The sequence below is a fragment of the Occallatibacter savannae genome, from assembly GCF_003131205.1.
In the GTDB taxonomy this organism is placed as follows: domain Bacteria; phylum Acidobacteriota; class Terriglobia; order Terriglobales; family Acidobacteriaceae; genus Telmatobacter; species Telmatobacter savannae.
Genome location: NZ_QFFY01000004.1, coordinates 625,514 through 641,681 on the forward strand (window position 1 = coordinate 625,514; position 16,168 = coordinate 641,681).

General features: G+C 61.1%; 18 protein-coding genes. 6 read left to right on the plus strand and 12 right to left on the minus strand.

What is annotated here, in order from left to right:
- Nucleotides 1–13: 13 nt before the first annotated feature.
- Nucleotides 14–1,057: a transcription antitermination factor NusB gene (locus DHV10_RS17680; RefSeq protein WP_162601635.1), complete on the plus strand. Its 1,044-nt coding sequence runs from the start codon at nucleotides 14–16 to the stop codon at nucleotides 1,055–1,057.
- Between the two features lie 3 nt (nucleotides 1,058–1,060).
- Here the strand turns inward: DHV10_RS17680 and DHV10_RS28025 are convergent, their stop codons facing one another.
- The 8 genes from DHV10_RS28025 to aroB form a co-directional block, all read right to left on the minus strand.
- Entirely contained in the window at nucleotides 1,061–1,201 is a 141-nt protein-coding gene (locus DHV10_RS28025) for a heme-degrading domain-containing protein (RefSeq protein WP_275425926.1), read from the minus strand.
- Nucleotides 1,198–1,557, minus strand: a complete 360-nt coding sequence (locus DHV10_RS28030) for a heme-binding protein (protein ID WP_275425927.1) — start codon at nucleotides 1,555–1,557, stop codon at nucleotides 1,198–1,200. Before DHV10_RS28030 ends, DHV10_RS28025 begins: the two co-directional genes overlap by 4 nt.
- A gap of 32 nt (nucleotides 1,558–1,589) precedes the next feature.
- Nucleotides 1,590–2,879: an MFS transporter gene (locus DHV10_RS17690; protein ID WP_239461851.1), complete on the minus strand. Its 1,290-nt coding sequence runs from the start codon at nucleotides 2,877–2,879 to the stop codon at nucleotides 1,590–1,592.
- Between the two features lie 73 nt (nucleotides 2,880–2,952).
- Complete coding sequence (locus DHV10_RS17695) at nucleotides 2,953–3,723, minus strand: PASTA domain-containing protein (RefSeq protein WP_109487688.1); 771 nt, start codon at nucleotides 3,721–3,723, stop codon at nucleotides 2,953–2,955.
- Entirely contained in the window at nucleotides 3,720–4,136 is a 417-nt protein-coding gene (locus tag DHV10_RS17700; RefSeq protein ID WP_204101455.1) for an OsmC family protein, read from the minus strand. The genes DHV10_RS17695 and DHV10_RS17700 overlap by 4 nt, the downstream gene beginning before the upstream one ends.
- Nucleotides 4,137–4,188: 52 nt before the next feature.
- Nucleotides 4,189–5,631, minus strand: coding sequence for a cation-efflux pump (locus tag DHV10_RS17705; protein ID WP_109487689.1), 1,443 nt, complete (start codon nucleotides 5,629–5,631; stop codon nucleotides 4,189–4,191).
- A 7-nt stretch (nucleotides 5,632–5,638) separates the two neighbouring features.
- Complete coding sequence (locus DHV10_RS17710) at nucleotides 5,639–6,406, minus strand: ubiquinone/menaquinone biosynthesis methyltransferase (protein WP_109487690.1); 768 nt, start codon at nucleotides 6,404–6,406, stop codon at nucleotides 5,639–5,641.
- Nucleotides 6,403–7,503: a 3-dehydroquinate synthase gene (gene aroB / locus DHV10_RS17715; RefSeq protein WP_109487691.1), complete on the minus strand. Its 1,101-nt coding sequence runs from the start codon at nucleotides 7,501–7,503 to the stop codon at nucleotides 6,403–6,405. Before aroB ends, DHV10_RS17710 begins: the two co-directional genes overlap by 4 nt.
- Nucleotides 7,504–7,895: 392 nt before the next feature.
- Here aroB and DHV10_RS17720 point away from each other — a divergent pair, with 392 nt between their 5' ends.
- Both DHV10_RS17720 and nadB read left to right on the plus strand, forming a co-directional pair.
- The gene (locus DHV10_RS17720) at nucleotides 7,896–8,222 is read left to right on the plus strand and encodes a hypothetical protein (protein WP_109487692.1); all 327 of its coding nucleotides are present in this window, start codon (nucleotides 7,896–7,898) and stop codon (nucleotides 8,220–8,222) included.
- A gap of 45 nt (nucleotides 8,223–8,267) precedes the next feature.
- Nucleotides 8,268–9,884 carry an L-aspartate oxidase gene (nadB, locus tag DHV10_RS17725; protein WP_109487693.1) on the plus strand — a complete coding sequence of 539 codons (1,617 nt, stop codon included), beginning with the start codon at nucleotides 8,268–8,270 and terminating at the stop codon, nucleotides 9,882–9,884.
- Here nadB and DHV10_RS17730 read toward each other — a convergent pair.
- Genes DHV10_RS17730 through DHV10_RS17745 form a run of 4 tightly spaced genes read right to left on the minus strand, consistent with a single transcriptional unit; the run spans nucleotide 9,881 to nucleotide 13,064 of the window.
- Nucleotides 9,881–10,753, minus strand: coding sequence for a TerC family protein (locus tag DHV10_RS17730; RefSeq protein WP_109487694.1), 873 nt, complete (start codon nucleotides 10,751–10,753; stop codon nucleotides 9,881–9,883). The genes nadB and DHV10_RS17730 overlap by 4 nt on opposite strands.
- A gap of 49 nt (nucleotides 10,754–10,802) precedes the next feature.
- Nucleotides 10,803–11,693 (minus strand): M28 family peptidase, encoded by an 891-nt coding sequence (locus DHV10_RS17735; protein ID WP_109487695.1) that lies wholly within the window; start codon nucleotides 11,691–11,693, stop codon nucleotides 10,803–10,805.
- Entirely contained in the window at nucleotides 11,690–12,484 is a 795-nt protein-coding gene (gene tatC, locus DHV10_RS17740) for a twin-arginine translocase subunit TatC (protein ID WP_109487696.1), read from the minus strand. Before tatC ends, DHV10_RS17735 begins: the two co-directional genes overlap by 4 nt.
- Nucleotides 12,477–13,064: a Sec-independent protein translocase subunit TatA/TatB gene (locus DHV10_RS17745; RefSeq protein ID WP_109487697.1), complete on the minus strand. Its 588-nt coding sequence runs from the start codon at nucleotides 13,062–13,064 to the stop codon at nucleotides 12,477–12,479. Before DHV10_RS17745 ends, tatC begins: the two co-directional genes overlap by 8 nt.
- Nucleotides 13,065–13,366: 302 nt before the next feature.
- Here DHV10_RS17745 and nadA point away from each other — a divergent pair, with 302 nt between their 5' ends.
- From nadA to DHV10_RS17760, 3 genes are all read left to right on the plus strand, one after another.
- Nucleotides 13,367–14,500, plus strand: coding sequence for a quinolinate synthase NadA (nadA, locus tag DHV10_RS17750; RefSeq protein ID WP_239461854.1), 1,134 nt, complete (start codon nucleotides 13,367–13,369; stop codon nucleotides 14,498–14,500).
- A gap of 165 nt (nucleotides 14,501–14,665) precedes the next feature.
- On the plus strand, nucleotides 14,666–15,106 hold the full coding sequence (locus tag DHV10_RS17755; RefSeq protein WP_109487698.1) for a DUF2203 domain-containing protein: 441 nt from the start codon (nucleotides 14,666–14,668) through the stop codon (nucleotides 15,104–15,106).
- Between the two features lie 42 nt (nucleotides 15,107–15,148).
- Entirely contained in the window at nucleotides 15,149–16,090 is a 942-nt protein-coding gene (locus tag DHV10_RS17760; RefSeq protein ID WP_109487699.1) for an ornithine cyclodeaminase family protein, read from the plus strand.
- The last annotated feature ends 78 nt before the right edge of the window (nucleotides 16,091–16,168 follow it).

Sequence of the window (16,168 nt, forward strand, 5' to 3'; positions counted from 1 at the left end):
GATGAGCCAGGTCATGAGCAAGGTGTCGCCAGCCCGCAACGCTGCCTTCTCCATCCTCAAGACCATGGAGAAGCACGGCCACTCCGACACTCTCCTCCGAGCCCGCAAGGTCGAAGCCCTCTCCGCCGCCGATCGCAACCTGACCACCGCCCTCGTGCTCGGTGTCCTCCGCTGGCAGGTCGAACTCGATAACCTCATCCGCCCGCTCCTTAAGCACCCCAACGCAAAGCTCGACGCCGACGTCCTCATCGCCCTCCGCATCGGCGCATTTCAGCTCCTCCACATGGACCGCATTCCAGCGCGAGCCGCTATCGACGAAAGCGTCGAACTCACCAAGCAGGCAGGCCACCGCTTCGCCTCTGGCATGGTCAATGCCGTCCTCCGCAAGCTCGCCGCATCCCGCCCCGACGCCTCAAGCGAACCCGATCCCAACCACTGCAAAGCCGGCTTCCCATCCTGGATGGTCGATCGCTGGATCCAGAACTATGGCGAAGACGCCACGTGCTCAATCTGCCGCTCCGGTCAGCAGCAGCCGCACTTATCTGTGCGGCTCACCAGCGACGCCGTCCAACAGGAACTCACTGCCGACGGCATCGAACTCGCGCCCGGCGAACTTCTCACCGCATCCCGCCGGCTCATCGCAGGCGACGTCACCAGAACCGCCGCGTTCCGCGGAACCGGCACCCTCGGACGCAACCCCGAAATCCGCCACCGCCTTCGCCCCGAAGACCTGCCTCGACAAGCAGAACGTCAGATCGCGATCCTCGCCTCAGCCCTGCGCGCCGCGCGTCCCGGCGGCTACGTCCTCTACTCAACCTGCTCTCTCGAGCCCGAAGAAAACGAACAAGTCATCGCCGCCGTGCTCTTCGGCCACCCAGAAGCAAATCTCGTTTCACTCGCGACGCGAATCGAGGAACTCCAATCGCAAGGCATTCTGGTACCGGGCGCCTCTCAGCGTCTCCTCGCCTGCATCCAGCGAGACGGCGCCCTCAGGCTTCTTCCCGGCCTCTTCCAGACCGACGGCTTCTTCGCCGCCCTCATCCAGAAGCAGCCCTGACCACTACTCCGCCGCGAGCTTCAACTCCTCGTACTTCCGTCCCAGCACCGCACACAGCGCCTCAACCACAAGCTCATGATCCTGCCGCATCGGCAGACCCGAGACAGTCACGCTGCCCACCACACCCGCGTTCGCAACCCTCAACGGAAACGATCCGCCATGCGTCGCGTACTCCGCCATCGGCAGGCCCTGCTCTCGTAAATCGTCTTCCCCTTCAGCTTCTCGTTTAGCGCTGCAACATACGAGCTCGAGTGAAACCGCGCAACCACATTCCCCTTGCGCCGCACCCACTCGGGATTATCCGGCGTCGTCTCATCCATCGCCGCATAGAACAGCTGCTGACCGAATCGCCGCACATCGATCACCACCGGCAGTCCACGCTCCGCCGCCATCGCCCGCAGCTTCGACCCAATTTGCCATGCCATCTCAGCATCCAGCCTCGGCAACACGAGCTCGCGCTCCTGCAGAGCGATGCGCTCCAGATCTTCCTTGAGTCCCATGCCGTCACTTCCTCGAGCGCAATCATACCGGATTAGCTCTCAGTCGCTTCCTCCAGCGGCGCCGCCGGAATAATCCCCAGCCGCTCATAAATCGGCCGCATGTCTTTCCGGATTGCCGGCAGCTGCGTCGTGAACCAGATCCCACCTACAATGCACGCCACGCCGCTGACAATCACCGTCCGCGGCGCCCCCATTGCATGCGCCATCGCGCCCGCCAGCAGGCTCCCAAACGGCGCCATCCCCACAAACGCCATCGTGTAGTAGCTCATCACGCGCCCGCGCATGTTCTCATCCACCAGCGTCTGGATGATCGTATTGCTTCCCGTCAGCCCCTGCATCATTCCGAATCCCGTCACCAGCATCATCGCCATCGAAAGCCACAGCGTGTGCGAAAAACCAAACGCAATCAACCCAATCCCAAAGATCACCGCCGCCACCGGAATCACCCGCGTCAGCCCTCGCACTGACCTTCTCATCACCAGCGACAACGCCGAAGCCAGCGATCCCACCCCCACCGCCCCCATAAGAAACCCAAGCGTGTGCGGGCCGCCGTGCAGGATCTTCGCCGCGAAGATCGGCATCAGCACCATGAAGGGCCACCCCATCAGGCTCAGCAGTGCAAACAGCAGCAGAATCGAGCGTATCGGCACAAATCCTGCAACGTACGTCCACCCCTCTTTCAGCTGCGTCACGGTCGAGGTCCGCGCCCGCTTCTCCTCTGCTCGCGCCACGCGCATCATCAGTAGCGAGACAATCACCGCGATGTAGCTGATGCCGTCCACCAGGAAGCACCATCCCTCACTCTTCACCGCGATCAGCAGACCCGCGAGCGAAGGCCCCACCAGCCTCGCCATGTTCACCATCGACGAGTTGATCGCAATCGCATTTGACAGATCCCCGCGATCCTCCACCATCTGCACCATGAACGACTGCCGCGCCGGCATATCGAACGCGTTGATGAGTCCCTGAAAAGCGCTCAGCACCAGCACTTCGCCGATCGTGATTCGATTTGAAAGCGTCAGCGCTGCAAGGGCGAGTGACTGAACCATCGCCAGAGCCTGCGTCCACACCAGCACCTTGCGCCTGTCGATGCGGTCCACCACCACGCCCGCCAGCGGCGCCAGCAGAAACGTCGGAATCTGCCCCGCGAAACTCACCGTGCCAAGAAGAAGCGCCGATCCCGTCAGCCGATACACAAGCCACGACGTCGCCACCCGCGTCATCCACGTGCCGATAACCGAGATGCTCTGCCCACCAAAGAACAGGCGAAAATTGCGATGCCGAAGCGCGCGCCACGCGTGCGAGAAATCACGACTAGGCACACTCTTCTCAGATGCTTTTTTGGAATCCGGCTCCATGCGTCTCTTGTTAGATGATCGTCAGAGCGCGATGGCTTTATTTTGCCGCGACCAGCTTGATCGCCGTGTTCTGATCCACGCGCGCCCCCGCCAGCGGCTGCTGCGTGATCACCGATCCCGGAGCCACAGGAGGAGCCGGCGTCGTTCCCGCACTTCCCACAGGCGGAATACTTACATCCACATACGTAGGCGCATCCACCTTCAAACCGATCCGCGTAAGTTGCTCGATCGCCGTCGTCACCGGCAAGCCCGCAAGATCCGGCATCACGTACCCGTCCGGAACAGCGCTGTCCGGCGCCGCAACCAGAATGTTCACGCTTGGCTGCGCAATACCATGCGAGTGCGCCGGCGGATCCTGCGCCAGAACCGTGTTGTCCTCCGCCCCGCTCCACGGCAGCTTTGCGGTCACTCCAACTTGTAATCCCGCCCTTCGTAGACGCAGCGCAGCCACCCGCGCGTCAGCGCCCACCGTCTCCGGAACATCAACCTTCTGCGGCCCCAGGCTCTCCGACACGCGCACATGCCACTCGCGCCTTACCACTGCGCCCGCCGCCGGCGACTGCGAAAGAATATGTCCCGCCGCCACATCCGAAGAGTAGTACCGATTATCGACATCCAGGTTCAGCCCCATTCCTGCCGCCTGGCTCCGCGCCTCCGCCACCGTCATGCCCTTCAGTGCCGGGATCTTCACCTCTGCCCCATGGATCGCGAAGTGCATCGTCGTGATCGCCGACACCATCGCCACTGCGACCAGCAGCATCACCACCGACGCCATGCGAAACACCCGAAGCAGCAGGCTGCCTCTCATGCCTCAGGCTCTCCATCCGGATACACAATGTCGTACTCGATCGTCATCGCCTTCTCCAGCATCTTCGACACCGAGCAATATTTGTTCTTCGACAGCGAAACCGCATCCTCCACCGCCTTGCGGCTCAGCTTTCCATGCACCGCGTAGATCAGCCTGATATGCGTGAAAACCCGTGGCGGCGCGTCCGCCTGCGTCGCATGCGCCGTCACCCGCAGCGCCGTCAAATCCTGCCGTTTCTTCTTCAGAATGTTCACGACATCCACCGACGTGCACGAACACAGAGCCATCAGCACTGCCTGCATCGGACTCGCCCCGTGGACGTGTGCCGAGTTTCCATCCATCGTGATGGTCTTCCCGTCCTCGGTCGTCCCCTCGAACACCTCGTCAAACTTCCAATCAGAGTGCGCTAACAAAGATCGCTTCCTCCTCTGTTTGCTGTCTGCATTATCCGACCGCCGGCTATCATCACCGCGTGTTATCAGTCACCGGCTCGGGATGGATCGTCACCCGATGCACTTCCGGACACTCGAGCTTGAATCGATCCTCAAGCGCCGTAATCACCTCGTGCACCCGATGCATCGAAAGCTCATCCGGCAGCGTGCAATGGCACGACAGCGAAATGTGCTCTCCCATGCGGCCCACCTTGATCTGATGGACATCCACAATCTCGCTGTCCGTCGCCGCCGCGCTGCGAAGAGCTCTCTCAATGCGCCTGTCCGACTCCACCAACTCCTCAGGCTGCTCGATCGTCGCCGGCTCGCTCTCGATATGCGTAAGAATCGAATCGATCTCCGGCGTCTCCCGCATGATCTCTGCTTCGAGCCCGCTTACAAAGCTATGCGCCGCGATCAGCGGCAGATTTTCATCCAGCTCCACATGCAACTCCACATGCAGCTTCCCCTGGTGCGACTGCACGCTCAAGTCATGCACCGGCACATTATTGCGCGCCGCCACCGCCCGCACGCGATCGAAGATGCTTTGCGCCCGCTCCTGCCGCGGAACGGTGTGAATCACCACATCGGCCTGCGGCAGCACATGATGCACCGCCTCCGTCGCCGCCCGCACCAGTTCGCCCGTATGCTCAAACGTGGTCCGCGAAGGCATCGCCAGCGTCAGGTCCGCAAAATAGTTGGGCCCTGAGCGGCGCACGCGCGCCTGCTCCACCGCCAGAACCCCCGGCACCTTCTCCGCTTCCTGGATCACCTGAAGCCGCGTCTCCGCCGGAATCTGATCCATCAGCACGCCCACCGTCTCGCGCGTCAGTGTCGCCGTGATCCGCAGAATCATCAGCGAAACAAAAATCGCCGCGACCGGATCCGCATAACGCAGCCAGTCGATGTGCCAGTACACTCCGGCCCACGTCGCCAGCAGCCCTGCCAGCACCGCAACGGAAGCCCAGATGTCCGAAGAGAAGTGAAATGCATCCGTCGCCAGCGCCGGCGATCCTGTCTTCTCCGCCACACGCCGCAGCGCGCGCGATCTCCAGAAGTCCACCGCAATTGAGCTCAGCACCACGAGAACCGGCCACACAGAAAATCTGAGTTCGTACGTATTCAGCCGAATCCGCTGCACGGCCTCCCAGATGATCCACGCGCACGAAAGCGCCATCAGCCCGGCTTCGAAAAACGCCGACAGATTCTCCACCTTGCCGTGCCCGTAACTGTGATCCTCATCTGCCGGCTTGTCCGACACCCGCACTGAGAAAAACGTCAGCGTTGCTCCAGCCAGATCAAGTCCCGAGTGTGCCGCGTCCGACAGCACGCCCAGCGACCCCGATATGATCCCCGCCGCCAGCTTCAGCGCCGTCATGCAGGTGGCCGCCATCATCGAATTCAGCGCGACCCGGCGCTTCAGTGCTGAGTTCTCTGCCGTGGTCGAGGCAGGCTGTGTTGTCGCCGCTGCGTTCATCGCGTACCTAGACTACAGGCGGCCGTACCGCCGTGTACAACCCCGCAATTCCAAAGGTGTACGGCTTCCAGCTGCACTCCGCATACCCAACCCCGCGCATCATCTCCATCAGCTCGCGCGGCGGCGGAAACGCCCCAACTGACGAGGGCAGATAACTGTAAGGCCCGTTCTTTCCGCAGATGAGTCTCCCAATCACCGGCAGCACTCGATGAAAGTAGAATCCATACGCCTTCCCGATAGCTCCGCCCGGCTGGCTGAATTCGAGAATGCCCAGACGGCCGCTCGGCTTTGATACGCGATGAAACTCGCGCAGGCCTGCCTCATAGTTCGCCAGATTCCGGAACCCGAACGACGTAATCACCAGATCGAGAGACTGCGAACGCAGCGGCAGGTGCAGTGCATCGGCTTCCAGCGCGATGGCGTGCGAACCATTTCGCCGCTCCTGCCCGAACTTCCGCACGCCACGGCTCAACATCGCATGCGCGAAATCCGCCGCCAGAATCGGCCGGGCTCCATCCGGACGATGCTTCAAAAGCGCCGTCGTCAGATCGCCCGTCCCGCAGCAGATATCCAGAATGGCTGCATTCGGATCCGCAAGCGTCGTTCGAAACGCCGATGCCGCGCGCCTCCACCACAGCCGATCAATATTCGCCGACAGCACATGATTCAGCAGGTCGTAGCGCGATGCAATCGCATTGAACATCTGCTGAACGGCTTCGGCTGCGCGAGACTCATCCTGCGCTCCCGTCGGCTTTGAGCCTGATGCGATCATCATGCGCGCGGTTCTTTTGCTTGCGACAGCATGTAAGTCACGGCAGCCAGCAGTTCCGGTTGCGTCAGATCCTCAATCACGCCCGCATCTCCGATCCCGATCGGAACCACAAACCGCCTCACGCCGCCCACATTCTTCTTGTCGCTCCCGGTAGCCGCAACCAGCCTCGAAGCGCGCAGATCGAGCTGCGGCAGGGGACCGTACAAATGAATAAGGTTCTCAATCCGCTCTGCCTGTGCCCCCGTAATGCTGCGACGCCGATGCGCAATATACAGCGCGACGATCATCCCCCATCCCACCGCCTCCCCATGCAGCAGAACCTTGTACTTCGTAACCTGCTCAATCGCGTGCCCAACCGTGTGCCCCAGATTCAAGATCATGCGCAGCCCGTTCTCGCGCTCGTCCTTGTTCACGACCTCAGCCTTCATGCGAATCGAAGCGCCGATTACCTTTTCCAGCGCCTTCGCATCGCGATCGAGAATCTCGTCTGCATGCTCTTCCATGAATCGCACCAGCGACCGGTCGCGGATCACGCCCGCCTTGATGCTCTCCATCAGCCCCGCACGCAGCTCCCGGTCCGGCAAAGTCCCCAGCACATCGATGTCCGCGAAGACAGCCGCAGGATGGTGGAAGCTGCCCACCAGGTTCTTGCCCTCAGGCAGATTCACGCCCGTCTTTCCGCCTACCGAAGAATCTACCTGTGCCAGAAATGTCGTCGGAACCTGCACATACCGGATCCCGCGCATGAAGATGGCCGCGACGAATCCTCCAACATCCCCCACAATTCCGCCGCCAAACGCAATCAGCAGCGACCCCCGGTCACCGCCCGCTCGCAGCATCTGCCGCAGGATGCTCTCCACGCTCTTCACGGTCTTGTGCTTCTCTCCCGCATGAAGAAAGAGCACCGTGGGCCCTTCGGCAAACGATTGCAGAAACGTATCTCCCCACAACGCCCAGATTTCCGGTGATGTCAAAACGAAAACGCGGCGCGGCAGCTTGCCGGTCGCGCGTTCAATGCGCGGCGCGAGCGCAGCGATCAATCCGCTGCCCGCGAAGACGTTGTATTGAGCAGAAGCAGTTTCAACCCGTATGGTTTGCACGTTGAAATCATTCTATCGGTTGCAGCGGGACGTACCGCCAGCACCCCGCCCGACGCGAGAATACACATCGAGCCGCTGATAAAGCCCCGCTCCTCCCATCAGGTAAGACGCGCAATCTCGCAATCGGAAGAACATCACGAAACATCGATGACATGAACATACTGTCTTATGTTGTGTCCTCCGGGTATCTTCTCGACTCCGGGCTACATCTCAGCAAGTGTGGTTACTGGGCTTTTGCAAATCTTTCATTCACCTGGGGTTTTCCCTAGTTACTGCGGAATAAGTGCTCGAACTAGCTCACATATTCTGCCTCTTTCGAGTTGTTAGTTATGAATTCTCATGCTCGTGTGCTGGTAGTAAGTCGTGACGAGATGCTGCTGAGATCGAGAGAGATGATTTTAGGTGCATTCTTCGCCGTTCGGGGTGCTGGCCGTTTCATCGAGGCCAGAACCCTCCTAACGAACAATGTGTTCGATCTCATTGTGCTCTGCCACTCGCTGACTCCCGATGAGTGCGAGCGGCTGGCCGCCATGGCGCATGATCGCTCGCCGCGATGTCAGGTACTTGCAGTGACCTCTTCATCGCGCGGCAGCATGAAGCCATGGGCAGACAAGCAGCTCGGCGTAGACGCAGGCCCGTATGGACTGCTCAAAAAGTGCGCGGAGATGCTCGGCTACGTCCTCAAGAGCAAGGCGCGCGCTGCCTCGCACGCCGCATAGCGCGCGCCCTTCGAGTCTCCCGAGGCGGGTGATAGCCTCGAAGAGATGGCACTACCTTCCCCGGTCGACTTCATTGTGATGGGTGCCGGCGTCGCAGGATTGCGCGCCGCAATTCAACTTGCAGAGCACGGCGACGTCCTCGTCGTTACGAAGGAGTCGCTCGGCGAATCGAACACCTTCTATGCGCAGGGCGGCATCGCTGTAGCTTCATGGGAAGACAGCGACGACGTAGCGCTGCATCTCGACGACACCTTGTCGGCGGGCGACGGCCTCGTCTTCAAGCCCGCGGCTGAAGTGCTCGTTGCCGAGGGGCCCGAGCGTGTAGCCGAACTCATCGACTGGGGAACGAACTTCGATCGCAGCGGCGGCACACTGCTGCGCACCCGCGAAGGCGCGCACTCTCGTCCCCGCATTCTGCACGCCAACGGAGACGCTACCGGCGCGGAGATCAGCCGATGCCTCGTTGCGCAATCGCACACTCATCCGCGAATCCGCTTTGCCGAGTGGACCATGGTCAGCCGCCTCTTCCTCAACAACGATCAGGTGATCGGAGCGGAGCTCGTCCCCGCAGGCCCTCAGAGCGAACTCGCCGGAACTCAGCACACCGTGATCTCCCGCGCAGTTCTCGTCGCTTCCGGTGGTGCCGGCCAGGTCTACAGCGACACGACCAATCCACCCGTCGCCACCGGTGACGGAATTGCACTCGCCCTCGAAGCCGGCGCGGAGCTCGCGGACATGGAGTTCTACCAGTTTCATCCCACGGCGTTCTCTTACCCGGGTGCGCCGCGATTTCTCATGTCCGAGGCCCTTCGCGGCGAAGGCGCATACCTTCGCAACGATCGCGGCGAGCGCTTTATGGAGCGCTACCATCCTCTGCTCGAACTCGCCCCTCGCGATGTCGTCGCCCGCGCAATCACCCGCGAAGGTCTCGATGACCAGGGGCAGGCTCGCCCTGTCTACCTCGACATGCGCCACGTCGCGGGCATCGACCTGCATAAGCGCTTTCCCGGCATCAGCGCGTTCCTCGCGCGCTACTCGCTCGACCTTCATCGCGATCTCATTCCCGTCCGCCCCGCTGCGCATTACCTCATGGGAGGCATTCGCACCGACCTCATGGGAGGCACCAACGTCAAAGGCCTCTATGCCGCCGGTGAGGCAGCCTGCACAGGCGTTCACGGCGCAAACCGTCTTGCGTCAAATTCGCTGCTCGAGGGGCTCGTCTTTGGTGCGCGAGCAGCGCAGTCCATGCTCGCGGACAATCTGCCGTTGACCTCCACCCCAGGCTCCGCCGCAGCGCAGCCCCGGCAGTCCGACGACGCAACCGAGATCGACGATCACGTCGCCGCTCTGCAGCGCGTCATGTGGGCCGACGGAGGTCTCCTGCGCGAAGAATCGTCCTTGAACGAAGGGCTCCAGTTCCGCTCTGACATTCAGGCAGCTCTTGAACACCCCGATATCGGGACCAGCCCCTCCCGGCCGCTCTTGGAAGCGCACTCCCTATGCGCCGTAGCCAAAGCCATCCTCTGCTCAGCGCTGGCCCGCAAAGAAAGCCGCGGAGCGCATTTCCGCAACGACTACCCGCAGCGCAACGACGCCGCGTTCCAAAAGCACTCCATCTTCACCGCCGACGGCCTCGTCAGCTTCGAAGAATTCAAGGCTTAGTGACCCGTGCTGTGTCCGGGCTTGGGCCCCGCAATCACCGACCACACTGCGCAGATGGTGAGAATCGCACCCATGACCGCGAGCGAAATCGTGATCGAAATATCCAGCCAGTGAGCTGACAGCATCTTGAACGCGATAAACGCCAGCATCGCCCCCAGGCCGTAGTGGAGATACCGCAAGGTATCCAGAAGCGAAGCAAGCGCAAAATACAGCGAGCGCAACCCCAGAATCGCAGCGATGTTCGACGTGTACACCACGAACGGATCGTGAGACACAGCCAGCACTGCGGGAATCGAATCGACTGCAAACAACAGATCCGTCACTTCCACTGCCAGAATCACTGGCAGCAGCGAGCCCTTTGCCGGCTGCAGTTTGCGTATCCAGTCTGGAACAGCAGCCTTCGCCGACCCTCCCCGCACCAGCCTGAACGCCGCATACAGCAGAATCGCCCCGAAGATCCACGTGATCCACTCGAAGTGCGCGAGCAGCGTCACACCCGCCGCAATGAACAGCGCTCGCAGTACCACCGCCCCGCCAACTCCCCATAGCAGCGCCGTGTGCTGCCGATGCGGGCTGATGCGAAATCCCTGAAAGATCACCAGAAAAACAAAAAGATTATCGACGCTGAGCGAGGTCTCGATCGCGTACCCCGCAACAAACTCCAGTGCTCGCTGCCGCCCTTGCACGTGGTAGAGCCATACCGCAAACGCCCCGGAGGCCACCACCAGCACGGCAGTCCACAACCACGCAGCCGATTGCTTGCGAGGCTCCTTACGTCGGTTTGCGGGCAGCAGTGCATCGACCACGAGCAGCGCAACCACCGCGACGTGAAAGCCGATCCACCAGCCCCAGGTTGCGCCGGCAATCATAAGCTGAATGCTACTTCATGAACCTTTCACTTGGATGCGGATCAGGAAGCTATCGCTGATCGATCAGGCGGATCGTTTCCATCAACACGTCGCCGTCAATCCCCAGGCTTCGCGCGCTCACCTTGTCCATCGTGTCCTGCGCCGTATGGTGATAGCTGTTATTCGGACCGTAGTCCAGGTCGATCACGTCAATCGACGGAACGCCCCGCTTCACAAACGGAAGATGGTCGTCCTCCACAGGCTCGTCCGACTTGAAAAAATACTTCTCATCGCCGAACTTCTTCGCTGCCTGCCGCACAAGATCCACAAGCCATCCAGTCGAGTTACTCTCGCGCTGAATGTCGAGGTCCTTGTCCCCTATCATGTCCGCCAGCATGAAAGCTTTGATCTTCCCCAGCGTGCCGTCCCCACCCCACTTCGCCGCGAGATGCCGGCTCCCATAGGTCGAGTCCGATCCTGACCAATGCTCGATCGCCTCTTCTCCATCGAAGAAGACCAGCCACACAGAGTAGCCGTCGAGCTTCTTTCCGCGCAGCTGATCGGCAATCGCCATCAGCAACCCCGTGGTCGCAGCGCCGTCGTTCGCCCCCACAAAGTTGATGTTGCGCAGGGGATAGTTCGTCTCGTAGTGAGTCCCAAGAACGATGATGCCGTCCTTCTTTCCCGGGAACCGCACGACGAAGTTGTGCAGCATCACCGGACCGATCGGCGTGTTGGCGGTGAAGGTGTCTTCTTCGACCTTGTCCTGCTTGAAGTGATTCCGAAGGAAAGCTTCCGCCTTCACATGCCCCGGCCCGGTCGGCCACCGCGGCCCGATCGCCGCAAATGTTTTCGCGTACTCATACGCCTTCTCGCCATTGAAGCGTCCCTGAGCGCCGGCTGGGTATCCCGCAACGCAAAGCACGGCAAGACAAAACAAAACTGCGAAGCGACTCCTCATGAAGCCGCCGCCTCTTTCGAGCGCTTGCGATCCGGGTGGACCCACCACGCGACCAGAATCCCAACGACATACAGCGCCAGCATCGGAATGGCATAGATGCACATCGTCCACGGATCGGGGCTTGGGCAGATCACCGCCGCCACAATAAACACCGCCAGAATGGCGTACCGAATGTTTTTCCAAAGAAACCGCGGGCTCACAATCCCAAACAGTGCAAGAAAGAAGATCAGGATTGGCAGTTCAAAGCTGATCCCCAAACCGAGAATGATCGAGAGAAAGAAGCTCGAGTAGTCCTCGATCGTGATCATCGGCGTGAAGTCGTGCCCGAAATCGATGACCAGAATCTTGATTGCCCCCGGCAGAACATAGTAGTAGCCGAAGGCTGCTCCGAGCAGGAAGAGCGTCACGGTCGCCCCCATAAAGGGCCACACAAACCGTTTCTCTTTCTGATAGAGGCCGGGCGCAATGAAAAGCCAAACTTGAAAAAGAATGAACGGGCTCGCGACAATGGCCCCGGCCAGCAGCGCGACATAGAGATACAAGTTCAGCGCATCCATCGGATGCGTGAAGACCAGGCTCTTGCCTACCTTGAGCAGCGGTGCCTGCAGAAAGTGAAGCAGACGAATCCGGAAGATCCAGGCAAAGGCGAATCCCGCGATTAGGTAAGCAGCCGAATGAACAATCCGCCGGCGCAACTCATCCAGGTGCTCCATCAGGCTCATGCCTGGAAGTTCCGCGCGTTCTGAAACCGCTGCGCGTGCTTTGTCGATTGCGTCCGCCGCGTCAACCATGCGGGTTCAGTGCCTCCGCGGCCTCCGAAGAGTTGGCATTCGATTCCGTTTCTGCGATCCCGGTCGTCTGCTGCTGCGAAGAGCCTGGCTCCTCGATCTGCGGCACGTCCTCAGGCGACCCATACGCACGGTTTGGCCTCGCCGCCGCAACAGTCTCCCCAACCGAGGGAGGCATGATCCGCGGCTCAGTTTCACTCGGCTTCGCCTCTTCGGCGGGCGTCTCCGGCGGGTACTGCTCGGGATATGTCGTCTCACCCGCATAAGGCGACTCGGCCGGCTTCGCCACCGGCACCGGGTCGGCGGACACCGAGGCCTGCTCCGACGCAGCCTGCGCCGCCAGCACGCGCTGCCGCTCCTCTTCCTTCTTCCGCCGCTCCGCCTCTTCCGACTGCCGCAACTCCTCTTCCATCTGGAACTTGAAGTCGTTTGAGGCCTTGCGGAATTCGTACATAAGCTTGCCGATCTGCCTGCCAATCTGCGGCAGACGGCGCGGTCCGAACACCACCAGCGCCATCACCATCAGAATGACGGAATCCACCATCGAGATCGTTCCCAGCAGAATGGGCGGATGCGGGCTCATGAAGGCTAATCATAACTGTCGGCGCGCTTCGCTCACAAACGCACGGGTCACTTCGGTTTAACCTCACCGGCCTTCAGGTGAGCCCCATGGGAAGCCTTTGCTAAAATTGGGTTAACGGAAACGTCCAGACCGGGTCAGGAATCTTGAGTCCCCCGCGATCAGGACGCATCCACTGAATGGGGCTGCAACATCCCCGAGGGTGGGGTCGGAAACGACAGCGCATCCTCTGCAGCCGCTGAGTGCTTTCAACATCCCCGTTCGCCAGCTTCCACAAGAGCTGGGCGGACTGAAGGCGGCAAAAGGTGAATCTGGTTCTTGACGAAGTCACGGCGATCTCGCCGGAAAATGGCGTTTCCTGCAGCCTGGAAAACTACCTGGCTCTTCCCGACAACAGCATGGACGACCGCATCGCGGCAGCCCGCCAGCGGCTCGGCTCCACCACCGTCCTCCTCGGACACCACTATCAGCGCGACGAAGTCATCCGCTTCGCCGACTTCACCGGCGACAGCTACAAGCTTTCCAAAGTCGCCGCCGAAACCGACGCGAAGTACATCGTCTTCTGCGGCGTGCACTTCATGGCCGAAAGCGCCGACGTGCTCGGACGCCACGATCAGCAGGTCATCCTTCCCGATCTCAATGCCGGCTGCTCCATGGCCGATATGGCCGAAATCTCCCAAGTCGAAGCCTGCTGGGAAACTCTCGAGCGCCTCGGTCTCGCCTCCGACACCATCCCGCTCACCTACATGAACTCAACCGCCGCCATCAAGGCGTTCTGCGGGGAGCGCGGCGGTCTGGTCTGCACCTCATCGAACGCTCGCGCGGCATTCGAGTGGGCTTTCGCGCGCGGCAAGCGCATCCTCTTCCTTCCCGATCAGCACCTCGGACGCAACACCGGTTTTGCCATGGGCATTCCGATGGAGCAGATGCCCATATGGGATCCCTGGGGCCTTCAGGGCGGCCAGACCGCTCCTGCTCTCAACGCGAGCCGCATTCTCCTCTGGAAGGGGCACTGCTCCGTTCACCAGCGCTTCCTTCCCAGCCACGTGGATGAAGTCCGCGCCAAATATCCCGGCATCCAGGTCATCGTTCATCCCGAATGCCGCTGGGAGGTCTGCCAGAAGGCCGACGCCCTCGGCTCCACCGAGCGCATCATCAAGGTAGTCGAAGACGCGCCCTCCGGATCCACCTTCGCCATCGGCACCGAGATCCACCTCGTCAACCGGCTCGCGAAGCAATTCGCGCCGCAAGGCAAGAAGATCATCAGTCTCGAAAGCAACGGCTGTCTCTGCACCACCATGTACCGCATCAGCCCCCAGCACCTCGCCTGGGCGCTCGAGAACCTGGTCGAGGGGCGCGTCGTCAATCGCATCAAGGTCCGCGACAGCGTCAAGCACTGGGCCCGCGTAGCCCTCGACCGCATGCTCGAAATCAAGTAAGGGGTTTTCGACAACACTTTGGGTGCCCCATCCTAAACCGCTGCTGTTGCGGTTTAGGGTGGGATACTTAAAATCCCAAACGAGCCGTAAACCGGATGAAAACCAGGTACCGAAGTGCCTCCTGTGCGCAGCGCATTCGTCGTATCCTAATCCCAGAGATTCCAGATGAAGACATTCACCCTCGAAGAGGCACAATCCCTGCTTCCGGTTCTTGAGTCGCTGCTCAAGCGAGCCATCGAGGGCAAGCGCGCCGCGCAGGCCGTCGAGGAGCGCATCGCAGAACTCAGCCGCCGCATCTACCTCAGCGGAGGCATGCGCGTCGATGTTTCGGCCGTCGCCAAACAGCGCGCCGAAGTGGAAGCTCACTCGCAGCAAGTGCGCGAGACTGTCGCGGAGATCGACTCCATCGGCGTGCAGGTCAAGGATCTCGACACCGGCCTTCTCGACTTTCCCTGCAAAGTCGACGACCAGGTCGTCCTGCTCTGCTGGCGCATGGGCGAGACAGCCATCGAACAATGGCACACGCTCGAAGATGGATTTAAAGGCCGCAAGCCCCTCGACGAGCGCTTTCGCCGCCGCTCCAATTCCAGCAATCGCCCCAACTGATCCGCCGATCTCCGTCGCCGCCGATATACACTGGCACCCTCCATGTACATCTCCGAGCAGGAAGTCCGTGCCGTCCTTACCTACGACACACTGATTCCGGCAATCCGCCAGGCGCTCATTGACTTCTCTGCCGGACGCGTCAATCAACCTCCGCGCATGATCCTGCGCGCTGGCAACGCAGAAGGTCATCGCAACGGATGGTTCGCCATCATGCCCGTCGTCGCCGGCGATTTCATGGCCGTCAAGACCGTTACCTGGTATCCAGCCAACGACGAACTCGGCCTCCACACTCACATGGCCGTCGTTGAGCTCCTGAACCGCGCCACCGGAGAGCCGCTCGCCCTCATGGACGGCCGCCTGATCACAGAAATGCGAACCGCCGCCGTCTCCGCCGTCGCATTCTCCGCCCTCGCACCGGCCCACTTCGAAACAGCCCCGCGCACCCTCGGCATCCTCGGCTCCGGCGTCCAGGCTCGCGCGCACATCACTGCTCTAAGACAAGTCTGGCCGGAACTAAACGACATCCGCATCTGGAGCCGCAACCCCGCCAACGCAAAGAAACTCGCAGGCGAAGTAGGCGCTACCGCCGCCACAATCGAACAGGCCTCCTCAGCCGAAGTGGTTCTCACCGTCACCTCCGCGCAAACCCCCGTCCTCCGCGGCGAGTTGCTCCGGCCCAACGCACTCATCCTAGCCGTCGGAGCCACGGGCGCAACCATCCGCGAACTCGACGACGCCGCCATGCTCTCCAGCTTCATCGTTGCTGAATCCCGATCCTGCGTAGAACGCGAATCCGGCGACCTCCTGCTCTCCGGCGCGAAGGTCCATGCCGACCTCGGCGAAATCCTCGCCAACCCCGCCGCCGCCAACATCCCTCGCGACCGGCGAGTCATCTCCAAGTCCGTCGGCATGGCTGTCGAGGACCTCACTGCAGCTCGTCTCGTCTGGCAGGCGCGTCAAAGCATCTCTCCTGACAACGCTTGAACCTGAGCGCTTTCTCCTCTCCAAGCGTCCATGCTGCAGATGTAAAAATAGGGAAATCCCCGTTCGAAACTCCATCGG

Excerpts from the sequence above, each read along its gene's own strand:
- DHV10_RS17760 (WP_109487699.1), top strand. The coding sequence starts at position 15,149 with ATGTACATCTCCGAGCAGGAAGTCCGTGCCGTCCTTACCTACGACACA.
- DHV10_RS17680 (WP_162601635.1), top strand. The coding sequence starts at position 14 with ATGAGCAAGGTGTCGCCAGCCCGCAACGCTGCCTTCTCCATCCTCAAG.
- DHV10_RS17745 (WP_109487697.1), bottom strand. The coding sequence starts at position 13,064 with ATGAGCCCGCATCCGCCCATTCTGCTGGGAACGATCTCGATGGTGGAT.
- DHV10_RS17720 (WP_109487692.1), top strand. The coding sequence starts at position 7,896 with ATGATTTTAGGTGCATTCTTCGCCGTTCGGGGTGCTGGCCGTTTCATC.
- DHV10_RS28030 (WP_275425927.1), bottom strand. The coding sequence starts at position 1,557 with ATGGGACTCAAGGAAGATCTGGAGCGCATCGCTCTGCAGGAGCGCGAG.
- DHV10_RS17755 (WP_109487698.1), top strand. The coding sequence starts at position 14,666 with ATGAAGACATTCACCCTCGAAGAGGCACAATCCCTGCTTCCGGTTCTT.
- DHV10_RS17710 (WP_109487690.1), bottom strand. The coding sequence starts at position 6,406 with ATGATGATCGCATCAGGCTCAAAGCCGACGGGAGCGCAGGATGAGTCT.
- DHV10_RS17695 (WP_109487688.1), bottom strand. The coding sequence starts at position 3,723 with ATGAGAGGCAGCCTGCTGCTTCGGGTGTTTCGCATGGCGTCGGTGGTG.
- nadB (WP_109487693.1), top strand. The coding sequence starts at position 8,268 with ATGGCACTACCTTCCCCGGTCGACTTCATTGTGATGGGTGCCGGCGTC.
- DHV10_RS17705 (WP_109487689.1), bottom strand. The coding sequence starts at position 5,631 with ATGAACGCAGCGGCGACAACACAGCCTGCCTCGACCACGGCAGAGAAC.
- DHV10_RS17730 (WP_109487694.1), bottom strand. The coding sequence starts at position 10,753 with ATGATTGCCGGCGCAACCTGGGGCTGGTGGATCGGCTTTCACGTCGCG.
- DHV10_RS17735 (WP_109487695.1), bottom strand. The coding sequence starts at position 11,693 with ATGAGGAGTCGCTTCGCAGTTTTGTTTTGTCTTGCCGTGCTTTGCGTT.
- tatC (WP_109487696.1), bottom strand. The coding sequence starts at position 12,484 with ATGGTTGACGCGGCGGACGCAATCGACAAAGCACGCGCAGCGGTTTCA.